Origin of the sequence: Burkholderia sp. SIMBA_062, assembly GCF_046534765.1 — a bacterium.
Lineage (GTDB): Bacteria > Pseudomonadota > Gammaproteobacteria > Burkholderiales > Burkholderiaceae > Burkholderia > Burkholderia ambifaria.
In genome coordinates, this window is the sequence record NZ_JAWRYD010000054.1 from 17107 (window position 1) to 34509 (window position 17403).

14 protein-coding genes are annotated in these 17403 nt (G+C 65.3%); 6 read left to right on the top strand and 8 right to left on the bottom strand.

Annotated features, from left to right (window positions below):
* Positions 1 to 13 precede the first annotated feature (13 nt).
* The 3 genes from SB786_RS33985 (at position 14) to SB786_RS33995 (ending at position 3876) form a co-directional block, all read left to right on the top strand.
* Entirely contained in the window at positions 14 to 1045 is a 1032-nt protein-coding gene (locus tag SB786_RS33985) for a DUF4123 domain-containing protein (RefSeq protein WP_410731274.1), read from the top strand.
* Between the two features lie 347 nt (positions 1046 to 1392).
* The gene (locus tag SB786_RS33990) at positions 1393 to 1848 is read left to right on the top strand and encodes a DUF3304 domain-containing protein (RefSeq protein WP_410731275.1); all 456 of its coding nucleotides are present in this window, start codon (positions 1393 to 1395) and stop codon (positions 1846 to 1848) included.
* 15 nt (positions 1849 to 1863) lie between these two features.
* A complete protein-coding gene (locus SB786_RS33995; protein WP_410731276.1) occupies positions 1864 to 3876 on the top strand; it encodes a hypothetical protein in 2013 nt (670 codons plus the stop codon).
* 115 nt (positions 3877 to 3991) lie between these two features.
* On the opposite strand, the gene SB786_RS34000 is transcribed toward SB786_RS33995, so the two are convergent.
* Together SB786_RS34000 and SB786_RS34005 are read right to left on the bottom strand one after the other, a co-directional pair.
* Positions 3992 to 4192 (bottom strand): hypothetical protein, encoded by a 201-nt coding sequence (locus tag SB786_RS34000; protein WP_410731277.1) that lies wholly within the window; start codon positions 4190 to 4192, stop codon positions 3992 to 3994.
* Positions 4193 to 4222: 30 nt separating this feature from the next.
* Complete coding sequence (locus SB786_RS34005) at positions 4223 to 5542, bottom strand: DUF3422 family protein (protein ID WP_410731278.1); 1320 nt, start codon at positions 5540 to 5542, stop codon at positions 4223 to 4225.
* A 174-nt stretch (positions 5543 to 5716) separates the two neighbouring features.
* Between SB786_RS34005 and SB786_RS34010 the strand changes: the two genes are divergently transcribed.
* Positions 5717 to 6592, top strand: coding sequence for a LysR family transcriptional regulator (locus SB786_RS34010; RefSeq protein WP_410731279.1), 876 nt, complete (start codon positions 5717 to 5719; stop codon positions 6590 to 6592).
* A 31-nt stretch (positions 6593 to 6623) separates the two neighbouring features.
* Here SB786_RS34010 and SB786_RS34015 read toward each other — a convergent pair whose 3' ends face one another.
* Entirely contained in the window at positions 6624 to 7190 is a 567-nt protein-coding gene (locus tag SB786_RS34015) for a hypothetical protein (protein ID WP_410731280.1), read from the bottom strand.
* 488 nt (positions 7191 to 7678) lie between these two features.
* Between SB786_RS34015 and SB786_RS34020 the strand changes: the two genes are divergently transcribed.
* Positions 7679 to 8815, top strand: coding sequence for an acyltransferase family protein (locus tag SB786_RS34020; RefSeq protein ID WP_410731281.1), 1137 nt, complete (start codon positions 7679 to 7681; stop codon positions 8813 to 8815).
* A gap of 44 nt (positions 8816 to 8859) precedes the next feature.
* On the opposite strand, the gene SB786_RS34025 is transcribed toward SB786_RS34020, so the two are convergent.
* From SB786_RS34025 to SB786_RS34035, 3 genes are all read right to left on the bottom strand, one after another.
* Positions 8860 to 9450 (bottom strand): class I SAM-dependent methyltransferase, encoded by a 591-nt coding sequence (locus SB786_RS34025; RefSeq protein ID WP_410731282.1) that lies wholly within the window; start codon positions 9448 to 9450, stop codon positions 8860 to 8862.
* Positions 9451 to 9924: 474 nt separating this feature from the next.
* Positions 9925 to 11646, bottom strand: coding sequence for a ubiquinone-dependent pyruvate dehydrogenase (gene poxB / locus SB786_RS34030; protein WP_410731288.1), 1722 nt, complete (start codon positions 11644 to 11646; stop codon positions 9925 to 9927).
* A 265-nt stretch (positions 11647 to 11911) separates the two neighbouring features.
* Complete coding sequence (locus SB786_RS34035; RefSeq protein WP_410731283.1) at positions 11912 to 12412, bottom strand: Lrp/AsnC family transcriptional regulator; 501 nt, start codon at positions 12410 to 12412, stop codon at positions 11912 to 11914.
* A gap of 191 nt (positions 12413 to 12603) precedes the next feature.
* On the opposite strand from SB786_RS34035, the gene SB786_RS34040 reads away from it, so the two are divergent.
* On the top strand, positions 12604 to 13620 hold the full coding sequence (locus tag SB786_RS34040; protein WP_410731284.1) for a 1-aminocyclopropane-1-carboxylate deaminase: 1017 nt from the start codon (positions 12604 to 12606) through the stop codon (positions 13618 to 13620).
* Positions 13621 to 13852: 232 nt separating this feature from the next.
* Here the strand turns inward: SB786_RS34040 and SB786_RS34045 are convergent, their stop codons facing one another.
* Both SB786_RS34045 and SB786_RS34050 read right to left on the bottom strand, forming a co-directional pair.
* Positions 13853 to 16858 (bottom strand): ATP-binding protein, encoded by a 3006-nt coding sequence (locus tag SB786_RS34045; RefSeq protein ID WP_410731285.1) that lies wholly within the window; start codon positions 16856 to 16858, stop codon positions 13853 to 13855.
* An 80-nt stretch (positions 16859 to 16938) separates the two neighbouring features.
* On the bottom strand, positions 16939 to 17403 hold a 465-nt coding region (locus SB786_RS34050; RefSeq protein WP_410731286.1), incomplete at its 5' end, for a LuxR C-terminal-related transcriptional regulator.

Sequence of the window (17403 nt, forward strand, 5' to 3'; positions counted from 1 at the left end):
CGACGCAGCCTCCATGAAGCCATTTCGCGATCTGACGCGCGCGCTGCCGCTGCCGGCGCAATGGCCGCGCAAGAGTGCCGCGCAACGGCACGACGACCTGCGCGACTGGCATCGCACGCGGCAGGCCGGGCACACGCGCCCGTTGCGGCTGATTGCGCTCGTCGACGGCGCGCTGGACGACACCATGCTCGACGCCGCGCGTGCGCGGGGCCTTGCATGGCAATCGCTGTACCCCGACACGATGCTCGAGGCGTCGCGGCCTGAAATCGGTCCGTTCCTGCTCGACCTGAGCGCAGACGACGAGGCATCGCACGCGATGATGCTGGACCTGCTGAATGCCGGCGGCGAGTCGGACCTCGTCGTGTGGCTCGCGACGGGTCATGCGGTGTCCGAACTCGCGGCCTACCTGCATCCGCTTGCCGAGGTCACGCTGCCCGATACGCGACAGGCCCTGCTGCGCTACTACGATCCGTCGGTCCTCGAGAACCTCCTGCCGATCCTGACGCCCGCGCAGCGCCGCGAACTGCTGGCCGCGTTCGTCGAACTGCGTTACCGCTTCGATCCGTGGGAGGCCGTGGCGGGCGACGAACGAGGGCCACTGCCCGCGCCCGCCGCGACGCCGATCGTGTTCACGGACGCGCAATACGACGCCCTCGCCCGCGAAGGGTTCGCCGAGACGCTCTATTTCCAGTTGCGCGACGAACTGCTGCCGCCGATGTCAGCGGTGCCGGACCGCTGGGGCATTCGCTATGTGAAGGACCTGGTCGCCCGAGCGCGGGAACAGCATGGGCTCGTGAACGAGAACGATCTCGCGTACTTTGTGCTGGTCGGGATGAACGTGCATCCGGCGTTCGACGCGCATCCGGCGATTGCCGGGAAGATCGCGACGCGCGGGGACGATCCGCCGCCGTTGTCGGAGTCGCTCGGCGATGTCGATACGGAAGTATGGACGGAACTGGTGGACGGGCATCCGCTGGCCGGCTATGCAGCCGAACGGCAATCGGCGACGATGGCGGCGATGGGCGTGCAGCCTGATGTCGGTTGAACGGCGGGGGAATGGGGATGTTGAGCGGAATACGTCGTGCGACTCCTCGGTCGATCGCAATGGCGGTGATGATCGCGGGCGGCCCGTGCGGATTGCATGATCTGGCATCTCAAGGTCACCTATGACCTGACGCCCGAGTAAGATGCCAAGAACTTGTCACCAGAAATCTACGAGCCGGACATCGCCGTACCGCCGTTACCCAACAAGCACGACGGCTATATCGAGCTTCGTTTTCTACCCGACCGAAAAATCGGAGCCCAATGGGTAGACTATCCGACCAGTCCCCGCAACATGAAGACAACGAACAACGCTTCGTCCACGACGAACTGAATGACAGGAACAACGACATGCTGAATTTCCTTCGCCGTCTCATTCGTAATCCGATCGTCGTCGCTGTGCTACTGCTTGGCGGGGCATGGTGGGTACACGCGCAGACAGCGAGCTACGGCCCTTATCGCGTGACCGGCTACAACTACACCGATCGAAGCATTGCGCTTTTTACGATCGATGGCTTTGGAGCTGGAGGTTCCAACGCACATGAATCCGGCGGAGGTGGAGGAACGGTATGTTGCATGAGCGTGCCGCGAAACAGAAAGACATGGCATATCAAGATCGTCTACGAACTGACTCAGGAGCAGTACAAAAAAGATTTGCCGAACGATGTATACGAAACTGACATCCCTGTCCCCTCGTTACCCAATAAGCACGAGGGATACATCGAATTTCACTTCTTGCCGGATAGAAAGATCGACGCCAAGTGGGTCGAGCTGCCAACGAAGCCGCATATTCCGAACACGAACTAGGATCGCGAGGGAAGCATGTCGAACGAAACTTCTAGTGCCCAGAACGCCGCTCCCGGTCAGTCTGATTCGCTATCCGGCTCCTCACGTGTCGCCCGGGCCGCGAGCGTCAGCAACCAACTTCCGTCCGAACCGCCGACACCTTGTTTTCGTTGTGTTCAAGAAATCTATCTGAGCTTTTTTTTTGATGGATTCGGACAAAGCCTCACTGACCTCGATCATCTTTCGAATATCGGTCGCCTGTATAACGCCCACGCAAAAAGCAGCGATGCGCTCGGCATCTACGCGACGTACTACGAGGGGATGGGGAGAGACTTATCGACTCAAACGACCGGCACACTCAAGAAAGTAGCAACCGATACCGCATCCGCATTGGCAAAGGAAGCGCAGGGCAAATTTGTCAAGGATCCCGGTAAGAAAATCGTCAAGGAAGCCGGCAAGAACATTCTCGCCAGTCGTGGGGAACAAACGATCGTAGCCCACGGCAAGTCCGCCATCTACAATGCCGTCAGCAATGCCCCCTCCACTGTCAAAAACACGTTAAAAGAAAACTTGACCGTAAAGAAAGTAGGATTCGACCTGCTCGGGCAGGGTATAACGATCGTCGCCGACTCGGTTCCGTCCATACGCGACACCGAATTCTCGGCTGCCTATATGGGAACGGGCTTCGATGTCCGTGTACGGCAGGCCCTCGCCGACTTCGAAGCCAACGTTCAACGGGCTCGCACCGGTGACTCGCGAGAAATCAAGCGCATCCGAGTTGCAGTTTTCGGATATGACCGCGGCGGTGCCATGGCTAGGAAATTCGCGAACGATTTGATTGGGAAGGTATGCAAACAGAAGGATGGAAAAGTGACATATCAGGGGATCCCGGTCGAATTTGACTTCATGGGACTCTTCGATTGTGTTTCAACATCCTTTGCCGATTCGATTTTCACCAAGGCCGTCGCCCCTGTCCTTGGCGTAGTGCCGGCCGCAGGAAAAGGTGTCAGCGTCGGCATCAAGGGGCTGAGCCTGTTTCTCAGCCTCTCCAAGCAATCGCTTGGTGAATTTGATATCCAGAAGGAATTTAAGTCAATTGTTCACCACGTTGCCGCGACGGAATTGAGGTTTTACAAGAACCTGGATTCTCCGAGGAAATCGTCCGATCACGCGAACTTGCTCGAAATCGTCTATCCGGGTAGCCAGTCGGATGTCGGAGGCGGCTTTCGAGAAGGCGAAGACCAAAAATCGACCGAACTGGCACGCGTATCCGCACGTAACATGCTCGATCGAGCATGGGCTGCCGGTGTGCCGCTTCAACCGCTAGACAAACTTCGCCAGGTCAATCCAACGTACGCCAGAGAATTCGAGTTTCAAAAGACGGTCAACGTGAACGGCAAGAACCTGACTGTCAATGATCTCTTCGCGGCCTACACGGCCATGCTGCCGAAATCGAATGGCCCGCTCGAGACACACTTCCTCGAACATCAGAAGCTGTTCGTGTCATGGGCACGTTACGTCCACGACCGCACCGCCCATGAAAGCACAGGAAATAACCTGTTCATCAACACGGTGGACGCGGACGTCTACAACGCCGTCTTCCCACACGGTGGTGGGTTGCCGAACTACGAAGGCCGCGACTGGTACTACAAGAGCCAGGATCCTAACTCCAAGGTTCCGCAACTCACCTTCGGCGAGCGCCGCACGGTCGACGACATCTCGGACAAGACGGTGCGCGCATTGGCTACCGCATGGGTACATCCGCCGAAGCTGTCACCGGAGGTGGTCGCGTTCTTCGACAACTTTGTGCACAACACGATTACGCGGCTCAACAACGTGTCGCTCGGCGACGGCGTATTCATGCAGCTTCGCGAAATCGAGGAGAAGGGCTGGATCGCTCGCCAAGCTGATGCCGCCAAGGACTACATGAAGAAAGTCCTCGGCAACATCTCCCGGAACATCAAGGACGCGCAGGACGAATACGTCAAACAGGTCACGTCCGGTCAGATTCCTCATGGCGCGTCAATCAGCGATCTCTCCGGTGATTGAGCCGCCTGCTTCATCGCTCCAGTCTGTCTGCTTGCCATTCTCCCGTCCGAACGCGGCAAGCTGACGCAGCCGTCAGCTTGCCCGCATCAAGGCCACAGTCGATCCCGCGTCAGTGTCAGTTATACCCAAGAATCGCCACCGCCGCGACATCCGGCCGATCGATCGTGCCGCCCACGAGCGACGTCATCGGCTCCTGCAGCACGGCTTGATACGACGTCACATGCACTTCTTCCGGCGCGCCCGATTCGTCCCACACCGGCTCGTCGAATGCATCGGGGCCAGTGAAAAACCGAGCTTGCGTTTGCGTAAAAGTCATCTCCACTCCTTTTGATATGTCATTGATGTTCTAATTCGCCTGCTTCAACGCCGCCGCATGCACGGACACGGCATCATGCGCGGCCTCCGACCGCGCGAGCTGCGCGCGCGTGCGTCGCGTGATGTGAATCACCGCGAACACGACCGGCGCGATCAGCAGGCCTTCCGCCAGTTCGGGATCGACCGGCAGGTTCATCACGTGCAGCGCCTTGAACGCCGCGGTCGCAAGCGACAGCACGTAGTACGAAATGGCTGCCACCGACAGCCCTTCGACAGCGTGCTGCAGATGCAGCTGATTGCGCGCGGTGCGCTCCATGCCGGCCAGCAGGCGCGTCACGTCCTTTTCCTGCGCGAGATTCACGCGCGTGCGCAGCAGGTCGACCGCTCGCGCGATCCGCGCGGCGATCTGCTCATGGCGCGCCCACACGCTGCGGCAGGTTTCCATCGCCGGCGCGAAGCGCCGCTCCATGAATTCCGCGATCGTCGGCATCCCTTCGATGCGCTCCTCGCGCAATTCGTGGATGCGCGCCAGCACGAGCTTTTCGTATGCGCGCGACGCACTGAAGCGGCCGCCGGACCCCGACAGCGCTTCGACCCGCACCGCGAGATGCGTCAGCTTCACGAGCAGGGCCGCGTCGTCGGCGTCGGCCCCGCTCGCGTCCATCCGCTGCATCAGCGCATGCAGCGCCGCGTGAATCTCGTCGAGTTCGCGGCTCATCCGCCGCGCGACCGGCAACGCGAGCAGCGCCATCATCCGGTACGTCTCGATTTCATACAAACGCTGCAGCAGCCGCCCGCCCTGTTCCTCGCGGAAATCCTCGTCGACGACGAGAAAGCGCATGAAGCCGTCGTCGCGCACGTGCCAGTCGCAGAACACCTTGCCGCCGCCGAGCACGTTGCTGCCGACGAGCGCGGGCCCGTCGATCCAGCGGCGCAGGTCGCCGCACACGAGGCGCGCGGCATCGCCCGACAGCAACTCCATGCGCACCGCGACGAAGCGGATGCCCGCGAGCCGCGCGAACCACGCGGCCGGGATCCCGTCGATCGCGAGATCGTCGAAATAGCCGGTGTCGCGACGCGGCGCGACGAACGTGAAGGTCGAGAATTCGGTGTGGCGCTCCCACTTCAGATGCCAGCCGCACGGCGACTGCACCGCGTAGTGGGTCGCGCCGTCTTGCGGCACGGCGATGCCGGTGTCGCGGCACAGCGCGTGCAGCAGCGTTTCGTGGATGTCGGGCTGGCCGTCCGTGTAGATCGCGTAATGCGTGAGCGACACCGCCTCGGCGATCCGCAGGAACGGCCGGGCATGCAATTCAGCGGCCAGTGCGGCGCGCAGCGGATGATCCATCATCGGTACACCACTCTTCCCTGTTCAACGCTGCATGCCGGCACGCCGGCGTGATTGCCGCACCCCCTCGAACGGTACGGCGCGAACGATACGGCGGGCTCGATTCCACTATGGCAGACACACAGCGACAATAAAAACGCATAATGCTGATCGTTACGTTCAGTTTTCCTGATACCGATGAAGATGCTCGATCACGACGTACTGACCACCGTCGTCGCCGTCGCGGAAACCGGCAACATGACCCGCGCCGCCGAAGCGGTGAACCGCTCGCAGTCGGCCGTGAGCATGCAGATCAAGAGCCTCGAGGACGCGATCGGCCGGCCGCTGTTCGTGCGCAAGCCACGCAGCATCGTGCTGACGCGCGAAGGCGAGGTCTTGCTCGGATTCGCCAGACGAATGCTGGCGCTGCGCGACGAGGCGTGGGCGGCGGTAGTGCGGCCGGAAGTGACCGGTAAGGTGGTCATCGGCGTGCCGGACGACTATGCGTCGTCGCTGCTGCCGTCGGTGCTGAAGAAGTTCTCGGCGACTTATCCGAAGGTCGAGATCCAGGTGATCGGGCTGCCGAGCAGCGCGCTTGCGCCGCTCCTGAAGGACGGCACCGTCGATCTCGTATGCGGCACGCGCATCAAGGGGCTGTCCGGCGACTTCATTCGCCACGAGCCGATGGCGTGGGCCGCGATGACGAACGGGCCGCGCGTCTGGGAAGAACGGCCGCTGCCGATCGCGGTGTTCATGCCGGGCAGCGTCGCGCGCGAGAACGCGATCCGCAGCCTCGAACGCGCGAAGCTGCCGTTCCGGACTTCCTATGAAAGCCCGAGCCTGCTCGGGTTGCTCAGCATGGTGGAGGCCGGCCTCGCGGTCGCGCCGCTCGCGCGCTGCGCGATTCCCGCGCAGTTGTCGATGCTCGGCCGCTCGCACGGGCTGCCCGATCTGCCGCCGCTCGAGCTGATCCTCGCGCGCAGCACGAAATCGAAGCGCCCGCCATGCGACTTTCTCGCGGATCAGTTGATGGAAGATCTGCAGCGGCAAACCGGCCAGGCCGGCGATTCGTGACGGCGCAGGCGGGCGGGCGCCGCCTGCGCCGTCACGAATCGCCGGGCCGCGGATGGCCAGCCGCGAGCAACGCGGCGTTGACGATGCCTGCCACCATGTCGACGAGCGCTTCTAGCGTGTCGCCGTGCACGTGCCGCCCGGCGGGCGGAACGCATTCGTTGCGTCGGCCGCCCCACTGCGACCCGGCCGTTACCGACAGCGTCGCGCCGAACCGGTTGCCGTGCCGTCGACCGAAGATGCCGACGTGCTGCTCGCCCATATACGCCTGCTCGGGCAGAAGCAGCCGGATCTCGACTGCAACCTGATCGGGATCGCCGGCACGCGTGTTCGCGTCGACGCCCGGCTCGAATACCTTCGCGATGCGAAACGTCACGTGCGAATCCCACGCGGCCAGCGGGCCGCCGGCCGCGTCGACGCGTTCGATGTCGACCGACCATTGATGGCGATCCGGCAAGCGGATCGCCTGGCGCAGCAATACGTCGGCCGCGCGAACCGTCACCAGCAGCTGCCGGGCGAGCTGTCTGCCCGACGGCAGCGTCACCACGCGCACGCGACGGCTGGCGGGGCGTGCGGTGTGTACTTCTTCCGTGAGGTACATGGATCCTCCTTGGCGAAGGCAGCGCCGCGTACGACGCGGCGCGCAAACGTCCGCCGCGGCCGGCCGCCGGACAGCGCGGCGGCCGATAAAACGGCGACGAATCTACCTGCAAGCAATCGGCGTTCCCAGCCTGACGAACCGAGTTTAGAAGGCACCGCATCAACGCCGTGCAAAAAAACGGGGTTGCGGTGCAAAAAACGGCATGCGGGCAGATCGGCACGTGGCGGCGGGGTGGCGCCGCCGGTGCCCGTCAACGCTGACAGGACCACCGCCCATGCTCCGCCGATACACTGTGTGCACCCTCGACGTCCGGCGTCCGCGATGCCGGACGTCGTTTGCATCCGGCGAATTCAGCCCCGCCCCGATCCGATGGAGTTCCGCTTGAAACACCGGCACCTCACGCTGCTCGACGCACGGCCCGACGCCGGCCCTGGTTCACGCGACGCGTTCCCCGCGGCGCAGGCGCTCGCACACCCGCTTCAGCCGCAATGAGCGCCGGCCCGCGCAATACGCGGATCGACATGCTGCGCGGCGTGTCGATCCTGCTCGTCCTGCTGCATCACTTCAACATTCCCTATTCGCTGCGCGACACATCGATCGCGCGCGTGTTCGGGTGGGATGCCGTGCATGCGGTGGTCCGCAACGGCAACTACGGCGTGACGATGTTCTTCGTGATCTCCGGCTACCTGATTACGTCGAATGCGCGCCGCCGCTGGGGGAGCCTCGGCGCGGTGGACGTGCGCGCGTTCTACGTATCGCGGATCGCGCGCATCGTCCCGTGCGTGCTCCTGCTGCTCGCGTTCGTCAACGCGCTGGCGGCAGCCGGCGTGCCGATCTTCGCGAACCACACGCCGCAAGGTGTCGCCGTATCGTTCTGGCTCGTGAATCTCGCGTCGCTGACGTTCTGGATGAACGTGCTGATCGGCGCGTACGGGTGGGTCAACTATGCGCTCGGCGTGCTGTGGTCGCTGTCGGTGGAGGAGCTGTTCTACCTGTCGTTTCCGCTGCTGTGCATCGCGCTGCGCCGCGACGCACGCCTGTTCGCGTTCTGGCTGGCGATCGCCGCGATCGGGCCCGTGTACCGCTACACGCATGCGGACGACGAAGCCGGGTTTCTGTATGCGTATTTCGCGTGCTTCGACGGCATCGCGATCGGCTGCTGCACGGCGTTGCTGGCCGGGCGCGCGGGCTGGCAACAGCTCGCGGCCACGCCGGTGCAATGGCTGACCGCGATCGCCATGACCGTGCTCTATCTCGCATGGCCGATTGCGCAAAGCCACGTGATCGGCGTGTCCGCGATGGCGCTCGGCACCGCCGTGCTGCTGATCGGCGCGCATGCCCGCGGGGAGCGCGCGCAGGCGCGCGTGCTCGCGCCGCTACGCTGGGGCGGCCGGCTCAGCTACGAGCTGTACCTGTTCCACCTGATCGCGCTCGGCGCGCTGCGCACGGTGTGGCCGCCGTCCGCCATGCACGGCGACGACAAGCTCGTGTTGCTCATCGCCTATCTGATGTTGTCCGCCGGCTTGAGCGCGGTCATCGCGCGCGGCTATGCGACGCCGCTCGACCGCTTCATCCGGCAGGCCGCGTCGCGACCTGCGGCACGCATCCCGGACGCTGCGACATGAGCAGCGCCTGCAGGGTCGATGAAAGGAAGCGCGGTGTACCGGCATCACGCCACCTCGCCGATGGCGGCGCGGCGCATCATCACGATGCGCGCGGGCGGAATATTTGCCCATACGATCCGGCTGGCGTCGGCAACAAATGCCGGATCGCCCAGCGGATGACGGTCGGGCGATCGCAGGTCGTAGGTGAACTGAATCATCACCCCATCGACCGCCAGCACGCGCTGGCACTGATTGACGATCGCCGTCACATCCTGGCGCGGCAGCGTGCGCAGCGGCAGGCACGACACGATCGCGTCGACCCGCGCGTCGCTCGGCAGCAGCCGCTCGAGCTGCCGAGCGTCGCCCGACACGATCGAGATACCGGGGAAGCGCCGCCGCAGGTGCTGAACGAACGCCGGCGACCGCTCCACCACGACGAGGCGCCGCGGCGCGACGCCGCGCTCGAGCAGCGCGGCGGTGATCGCGCCGGTGCCGCCGCCGAGCTCGACGACGAGCCCGTCGCCATCCGGCACCACATCGGCCATTTCTCGCGCCAGATGCCGCGAACTCGGGCACAACGCGCCCACCGCGGCCGGGCGGCCAACCCACTCGCGCACGAACAATGCCGAGACGCGCAACGCGTTCGGCCAGATCATCGGCCCACCTTGCGCGGTCGCGCGCTCAGCTTCGACGTGCCGATGCGTGTTGGGAACAGGGGTACGACGACACCGGGCATTTTCACGTGCATCCTCCTCGACAAATCGATCCGCCGCGGCGAAGCGGCGATCAATCGATTCTAGGAACCGCAAACTTAAGGCGACGTGAAGATTGTGCCTGATTGCGTCATCGATGCGGGCATGTCGCCGCCCAATGCCCGCTCAGCGGTCGACGCGCTGCCGAAGCTGCGCGCAGGGTAGCGCTCGCCGACGTGCCGCCGCGCGTGCGGCCCGCCGTCGCGATCTCGGGGGAACGCGCTGAACGAAGCCGCGCTCGCCCGCAACCGGCCATCGGGTCAGATCAGGATACGCCGGCCGCACTGCGATTGTTCGTGCAGGCCGTGCGCGAATGGAGGGCTGCCGGGCGGGGCGACACGTTGACCGACTGACGAATGCGCGCCGCCCCCCGCCGCCTCACCGCAGGTTGGTCCGCGCCAGCTCGACGATCTCGTCGCCGCGCCCGCTCAGGATCGCACGCAGCATGAACAGGCTGAACCCCTTCGCATGCGCGATCTCGATCTTCGGCGGCATCGCGAGTTCGTACTTCGACGTGACGACGTCGACGACCGCCGGCCCGTCGTGCGCGAACGCGGTGCGCAGCGCGTGCTCGACGTTCTCCGAATGCTCGACGCGCACGCTGAAGATCCCCGCGCCCTTCGCGATCGCCGCGAAGTCGGTCGGGCTCAGGTCGACGTTCGTGTCGAGATAGCCGGCCGCCTTCAGCTCCATCGACACGAAGCCGAGCAGGCTGTTGTTGTAGACGACGATCTTGATCGGCAGGTTGAGTTGCCGCGCGCTCAGCAGATCGCCGAGCAGCATCGACAGCCCGCCGTCGCCCGACAGCGACACGACCTGCCGCCCCGGATGCGCGCCCTGCGCGCCGAGCGCCTGCGGCATCGCGTTGGCCATCGAGCCGTGATTGAACGAGCCGTGCAGCTGGCGCTTGCCGTTCATCGTCAGGTAGCGCGCGGCCCACAGCGTCGGCGTGCCGACGTCGGCTGTGAAGATCGCGTCGTCGGCCGCGACTTCGTCGACGATCTTCGTCAGGTATTGCGGATGGATCGCGCGGCCCGGCGGCTCCGCCACCGCGAGATCGTCGAGCCCCTTGCGCGCGGCCGCGTAGTGCTTCAGCGCGTTCTCGAGGAAGCGCCGCTGCGTCTTGCGCGTGAGGCGCGGCAGCAGCGCCGCGATCGTTTCCTTCACGGTGCCGACGAGCCCGAGCGCGAGCGGCGCGCGATGGCCGAGCTGCGAGCCCTTCCAGTCGATCTGCACGACCTTCGCGTGGGTCGGATAGAACGGGCGGTACGGGAAATCCGTGCCGAGCATCAATAGCGTGTCGCACGATTCCATCGCGTGATAGCCCGAGCTGAAGCCGATCAGTCCCGTCATCCCGACGTCGAACGGGTTGTCCCATTCGACGAACTGCTTGCCGCGCAGCGCATGCACGACCGGCGCGCCGAGGGTGTCGGCCAGCGCGACCACTTCGTCGTGCGCGCCCTGCGTGCCGCTGCCGCACAGCAGCGTGACCGCGTCCGATGCATTGAGCAGCGCCGCGAGCCGGTCGAGATCGGCGTCGGCCGGCAAGATCGACGGCGGCGCTGATTCGCTCCACGCCGGCGCTTCTTCCGGGCCGTCGCCGAGCGCGATGTCGCCCGGCAGCACGATCACCGCGACGCCGCGTTCCTCGATCGCCGTGCGCATCGCGCGGGCGAGCACGCGCGGGAACTGCGACGCATTGGTCACGAGTTCCGCGAAATGGCTGCACTCGCGGAACAGTTCCTGCGGATGGGTTTCCTGGAAGTAGCCGAGACCGATCTCGGTCGACGGGATGTGCGCGGCAATCGCGAGCACCGGCTGGTGATTGCGGTGGCAGTCGTACAAGCCGTTGATCAGGTGCAGGTTGCCGGGGCCGCAGCTGCCCGCGCACACCGCGAGCCGGCCGGTCGATGCCGCATCCGCGCCGGCCGCGAACGCGGCGCTTTCCTCGTGGCGCGTATGCATCCAGCGGATCGAGCCCATCCGGCTCAGGCTGAACGAAAGCCCGTTCAGGCTGTCGCCCGTCACCCCCCAGATGCGCTCGACGCCCGCTGCCGCCAGCGTCTTCGCCAGGTATTCCGCCATCGTCTGTCTTGCCATCATGCCCTCGCTGTCGTTCGGTCGTTACACGATTGATCCGGCAACGGCAGCCGCCATCGCCGCTGACGGAACGAGCATACGCGATCGTGCCGAGCAACGTCGTGATGACGCAATCGTGCCCGGAAGCGCTGCCGTTCGCCCGTTTCTGGCGATGTCGGGCAGGCGTCATCGTGTCGTCGCCAACCGCGCACGCCGGTCGATTCGCGTCCGGCCTCGGCCGGACGCCGGCGCGTCGGTACGGCGAGCGCGAGTCCCGCCGCAGGGGCTACAACGGCAGCGCATGCGTCGACAGGATCTCCTTGAGCACCATGAACGACCGCACCTGCCGCACTCCTGGCAGATACAGCAGCTGTTCGGCGTGCAACCGGTTGAAGCTCTCGTTATCGCGCGTGCGCACCAGCATGAAATAGTCGAATTCGCCGGTCACCACGTGGCACTCGACGCACCCCGACACTTTCTGCGCGGCCTTCTCGAATGCGGCGAACGCCTCCGGCGTCGAACGATCGAGCACGAAGCCGATCACGACCAGCATCCCGGCACCGAGCGGCTTCGGATCGAGCAGCGCGACGATGCCGCGGATCAGCCCCATTTCCTTCAGCCGCTCGACACGCCGCAGGCACGCCGGTGCGCTCAGCTTCACCTTCGCGGCGAGGCTCACATTCGAGATCGACGCGTCCTGCTGCAACTGCCTGAGGATCGCGCGATCGATGCGATCGAGCGCCGGCGCGGCATCGGCCGGCGATGTGCTGCGTCGATCTAATTTCATTGCGCCTCCTGTCTGTTTCACGAATCAAAATTATTCGTTTCCGCTGCTTTCGCTCGATAACGTAGGCGTACGCGATTTATTTTGCAAGCTCATTTCTCGCGGTCCTGCCTATCATTTTTCCATCAGGACATGGCGCGCCGGCCGCGCCCGACCCGTCCGATCTTCCGCCCACCGCTATCCGGAGCTTGTCGATGAACCTGCAACGCTTTCCCCGTTATCCGCTCACGTTCGGCCCGACGCCGATCCAGCCGCTCAAGCGCCTGAGCGCGCATCTCGGCGGCAAGGTCGAGCTGTATGCGAAGCGCGAGGACTGCAACAGCGGCCTCGCGTTCGGCGGCAACAAGACGCGCAAGCTCGAATACCTCGTCCCCGACGCGCTCGCGCAAGGCGCCGACACGCTCGTGTCGATCGGCGGCGTGCAGTCGAACCAGACCCGCCAGGTCGCGGCCGTCGCCGCGCATCTCGGGATGAAGTGCGTGCTCGTGCAGGAACACTGGGTGAACTACGAAGACCCCGTGTACGACCGCGTCGGCAACATCCAGCTGTCGCGCATGATGGGCGCCGACGTGCGGCTCGTTACCGACGGCTTCGACATCGGCATTCGCCGCAGTTGGGAGGAAGCGATGGAGAGCGTGCGGCAGGCGGGCGGCAAGCCGTATCCGATTCCGGCCGGGTGCTCCGAGCATCCGCTCGGCGGCCTCGGGTTCGTCGGCTTCGCGGAAGAAGTGCGCGAGCAGGAAGCACAGCTCGGGTTCAGTTTCGACTACGTCGTGGTCTGCTCGGTGACGGGCAGCACGCAGGCGGGGATGGTCGTCGGCTTCGCGGCCGACGGGCGCGCGGATCGGGTGATCGGCATCGACGCATCGGCGACGCCCGAGCGCACGCACGAGCAGATCACGCGCATCGCGCGGCACACCGCCGAACGGGTCGCGCTGGGGCGCGATATCGACGAGAAGGACGTCGTGCTCGACACCCGCTATGCCGGGCCGGAATACGGATTGCCGAACGATGGCACGCTGGAGGCGATTCGCTTGTGTGCACGGCTCGAGGGAATGCTGACCGATCCCGTCTACGAAGGGAAATCGATGCACGGGATGATCGACAAGGTGCGTCGCGGGGAATTCGAGCCGGGGTCGAAGGTGCTGTATGCGCATCTCGGCGGGGTGCCGGCGTTGAGCGCCTACGCGGAGATCTTCCGCAACGGGTGACGTGAAGGGGACGTCGGGCCGGCGCGCACGCTCGCTTGCGCCATGACGCAACACCGGCCGGGCCGCACGTGTCCGCATCCTGACGGTCGGCTGGGCAGCGGGCGACGCGTGCCGCGCATGGATCGAAGGCCATGCTCGCCGAGCCGACCAGGCCGGGCCGGGCCGGCGTCGCCGATGGCCGTCGTCGCCGACATTTCCCGCCGCCGCGTCGGCAAGCGCGGCGCCATTCGGTTCAGATGCCGGCCAATCTCGACAGCGCGGCCTCCATCGCCACGCGTATCCCGGGCCATTCCGGCTTCAGCGCATCGAGACCGCCCGCGGCCAGCACGCGCTCGCCTTTCGCGCATGCTTCGCTCGAGTCCGCATCGCCGGCCAGCGCGAAACCACCTCGCATCGAATGCAGTTCGCCGCTGAGGCACGCGACGTCCCCGCGCAGCAACGCGGCATCGATCGTCGCCAGCGAGTGCAGCGTCGACGCACGCAATTTTTCGCGTATCTCGTCCGTCATGGGCGGCACCGGCCGGGCGGCACGATCGGCCGGATGCGACGCCGCCGCGCCGCGCCCTCCGTGGCGCCGCAACACCGCGCCGAGCGCATCGATCGACAGCGGCTTGAGCACGACCTCCGCGACGCCGGTCTGCGCGCAGCGCCGCCGATCCTCCTCGGTCGCGTGCGCGGTCATCGCGATCACCGGCACCTTCGCCCCCTGCTCGCGCAGGAAGTTCGCGAGCGCGAAGCCGTCGAGTTCCGGCATGCCGAGATCGGTCAGTACCACGTCGAACGGATGCGCGAAGAACGCGCGCATCGCCTCGACGCCGTTCGCGACAAGCATGGCGTCGCAATGCAGCGCGTCGAGCTGATCGCGCAGCAGCGCGCGGCTCGCCGGATGATCCTCGGCAACGAGCACGCGCAGCGGAGTCTCGTCGTCCGCGTATGCCGGCAACGACGACGCGGCGGAATCGGTCTCGTCGAATTCGACGCGCCATCCAGACGGGGCGTCGCGCAATGGCAGCGACACGATGAACGTCGCGCCCTGGCCCGGCCGCGTCTCGACCGCCAGGTCGCCATGCATCAGCCGCGCGAGGCGCCGGCACAACGGCAGTCCGAGCCCCGTGCCGCCGAAGCGCCGGTAGATCGACGCATCGGTCTGGACATACACGTCGAACAACGTCGGCAGACTCTCCGGCGCGATGCCGATACCGGTATCGCGTACCACCACTTCGACGCCATGCGCTTGACCGACGGCGCCCGTCGGTCGCGCCTCGATCGTCACGCTGCCGCGCTCGGTGAACTTGATTGCGTTGCTGACGAGATTCGACACGATCTGACGCAGGCGCGTGGGGTCGCCGACATAACCGTCGGCCAGTTGCGCGTCGATCCTGCATTCGAGCGCAAGGTGCCGGGCTGCGGCAAGCGGACGGAAAATCGCCGCGACGTCGCGCAGAACCGCACGCAAATCGAACGGCACGGCCTCCAGCACCATCTGGTTCGATTCGACCTTCGACAGATCGAGCACGTCGTTGATCACGCGCAGCAACGCGTCCGACGACGACATCACCGTCTGCAGGCGTCGCCGCTCCTCGGCCGGCAACGGCGCGCGCTCCATCAATTCCAGATTGCCGACGATCGCGTTCAGCGGCGTGCGGATCTCGTGGCTCATCGTCGCGAGGAATGTCGACTTCGCCTTGTTCGCATCTTCCGCCGCCTCCCGGGCCTCGCGCAGCATGCCCTCCATCTGCTTGTGCGCGGTGATGTCGGTCAGCGTACAGAGCAACACATCGACGCCGCGATAGCGCGTACGGACGATGTGCGCGGCAAGATAGGCCGTCCCGTCGCCGGCGAGACTGACTGGCAATTCGTGCGTGACGACACGCGGCGTCCGCCCACCCACAATCCTGCCGTGATAGGCCTGCCAGATGCGCTTGCCGAGCGACGGCTCGGTTCCGGTGGCGTCAAATGCCTGCGCGGCCTCGTTGCGCACCATGGTGTCGCCGTTGGCGAGCGACAGCAGCATGAGCCCGGCCGGCGCCGTGCGGATCAGCGTGCGGTTCAGCGCCTCGCTTTCGATCAGCCGGATTGTCCGGCGGTTCACCGGGCGCAGCGCGCGTCGGTCGAACATGACGATCGCGAACCACACCGTGCCGATTGCCAGCACCGCGAGACCGATCGCGATTCCGAGGCGGGCAGCCACGTCGTCGAACAGGCTGCGCCACGAGAAGGTCGCGATCAACGCTGCGCGGAACCCCGCCATCTGGTCGCCGATGACGAGATTCATGCCGACGCGATGGACCGCCGCCCTTTCATCACCTGCCCCTTGTGCAAAGTCGAGTGCGCGGGCAGTCAGCGCCGGATCTGCTTCGCGCCCCGTCAAGACCTGCGCGCCCGGGGCGACCAGGGCGTAATCCTTGCCGACGGACGAAGAACGCAGAAAATCGTCGATCGCAGGTCGGGTGACAAGGGCAAACCATGCGATCGGCTTGCCCTGCGCGTCGCGTACCGCCTGCACGAACCGCAGCACGGAACGCCCGACGAGCGGGTCTTCTCGCCGGTCCAGCAGGATCTTCCGGTAATCCGATTCGGCCGCCGCCGATATGAACTCGGGCGGCGGCTGCAACTTCCGAACCAATGCCTTGATGTCGAAGCCGGGAGGCAGCGCCAGCACCTGCTTGACCAACGGATACCCGGCCACAATGACGAAATTGCCGTCCGGATCGATGAGATATCCGCCCATTCCCGGATCGCCGGGCTGTTGCGCCGGCATGGTGCCCGTGACCTCGCTCTGCGCGAGCAGCCTGCCAAGCCACGGAGCATAGGCCTTCGCCGATTGCGATGACGAAGCGACCGCGAACGCGGCAAACGCCACCCGCCCCGCCTGGCCAACGACGACCAGCCTGCCGCGATCGTCGGCGTAGCGCCCGAGCGTATCGGGCGATACGGCCGTGCCCTGCTTGGCGACCAGCTCGATGTTCTCGACATAGCGGTTCTGAAGCGCCCTGACCACCTCCATCTCCGTGAGCAGGTCGGCCTTGCGCACCAGAAACTCCGAACGGTACTGCGTAAGCGATTCCTGCAGGTCGAGTCGCACGACAAGCGCCGCGCAGACGAGCACGAACACCGTGATCGCGGCACCGCTTCCGTACAGCAGCCATTGCTGCTGGCGCCGCACGCGCCCGGGCTCGAACGGCTTGCGGCCTGCGGCGGTAGCGTGCGCAATCAGCGCTTTCAGTTTAGTGGGCATAAGTGTCGTCGAAGTCGCCTCGGCGCCGGTGCAGCAGCCTGTGCCGTCCGGGTCATGCGGTACCGCCCGCCGGTTGCGCGCTACGCATCGGTCCCGGACATTTCGGGCAGTTGGCCCTCGCTCGCATAGCGGATCAGGTCCGCGTCGCGGACGATGCCGAGCTTCTTCATCGCGCTCAACTTCTGCGAGCTGATCGTCTGCTTGCCCCGGTGAAGCTGAACGGCGATCTCGCCAACCGTCAGGCCGGCGCCGTAAAGTCGCGCGACCTCGATTTCGCGGGCCGTCAGCGTGCGCGTGCCCGGCGACGTCTCGGTGCCCTCCAGCAATTGCTTGACGAACGGCGACAGATAATTCGCACCGACATAAGCCGCGTGAACCGCGCCCACCAGATGCGAAATCGCGTCGGACTTGCTCAGGATGCACCCGACGCCCTGCCGCTGAATCGCACGCAGCACGCTCGGATTGTCAATCATCGTGATCGTCACGAGATGAAGCGCGGGATAGCGGCGCTGCAGAAACGACAACAACGCGAGACCGTCGCCATA

Excerpts from the sequence above, each read along its gene's own strand:
- SB786_RS33985 (WP_410731274.1), top strand. The coding sequence starts at position 14 with ATGAAGCCATTTCGCGATCTGACGCGCGCGCTGCCGCTGCCGGCGCAA.
- SB786_RS33990 (WP_410731275.1), top strand. The coding sequence starts at position 1,393 with ATGCTGAATTTCCTTCGCCGTCTCATTCGTAATCCGATCGTCGTCGCT.
- SB786_RS33995 (WP_410731276.1), top strand. The coding sequence starts at position 1,864 with ATGTCGAACGAAACTTCTAGTGCCCAGAACGCCGCTCCCGGTCAGTCT.
- SB786_RS34000 (WP_410731277.1), bottom strand. The coding sequence starts at position 4,192 with ATGACTTTTACGCAAACGCAAGCTCGGTTTTTCACTGGCCCCGATGCA.
- SB786_RS34005 (WP_410731278.1), bottom strand. The coding sequence starts at position 5,542 with ATGATGGATCATCCGCTGCGCGCCGCACTGGCCGCTGAATTGCATGCC.
- SB786_RS34010 (WP_410731279.1), top strand. The coding sequence starts at position 5,717 with ATGAAGATGCTCGATCACGACGTACTGACCACCGTCGTCGCCGTCGCG.
- SB786_RS34015 (WP_410731280.1), bottom strand. The coding sequence starts at position 7,190 with ATGTACCTCACGGAAGAAGTACACACCGCACGCCCCGCCAGCCGTCGC.
- SB786_RS34020 (WP_410731281.1), top strand. The coding sequence starts at position 7,679 with ATGAGCGCCGGCCCGCGCAATACGCGGATCGACATGCTGCGCGGCGTG.
- SB786_RS34025 (WP_410731282.1), bottom strand. The coding sequence starts at position 9,450 with ATGATCTGGCCGAACGCGTTGCGCGTCTCGGCATTGTTCGTGCGCGAG.
- poxB (WP_410731288.1), bottom strand. The coding sequence starts at position 11,646 with ATGGCAAGACAGACGATGGCGGAATACCTGGCGAAGACGCTGGCGGCA.
- SB786_RS34035 (WP_410731283.1), bottom strand. The coding sequence starts at position 12,412 with ATGAAATTAGATCGACGCAGCACATCGCCGGCCGATGCCGCGCCGGCG.
- SB786_RS34040 (WP_410731284.1), top strand. The coding sequence starts at position 12,604 with ATGAACCTGCAACGCTTTCCCCGTTATCCGCTCACGTTCGGCCCGACG.
- SB786_RS34045 (WP_410731285.1), bottom strand. The coding sequence starts at position 16,858 with ATGCCCACTAAACTGAAAGCGCTGATTGCGCACGCTACCGCCGCAGGC.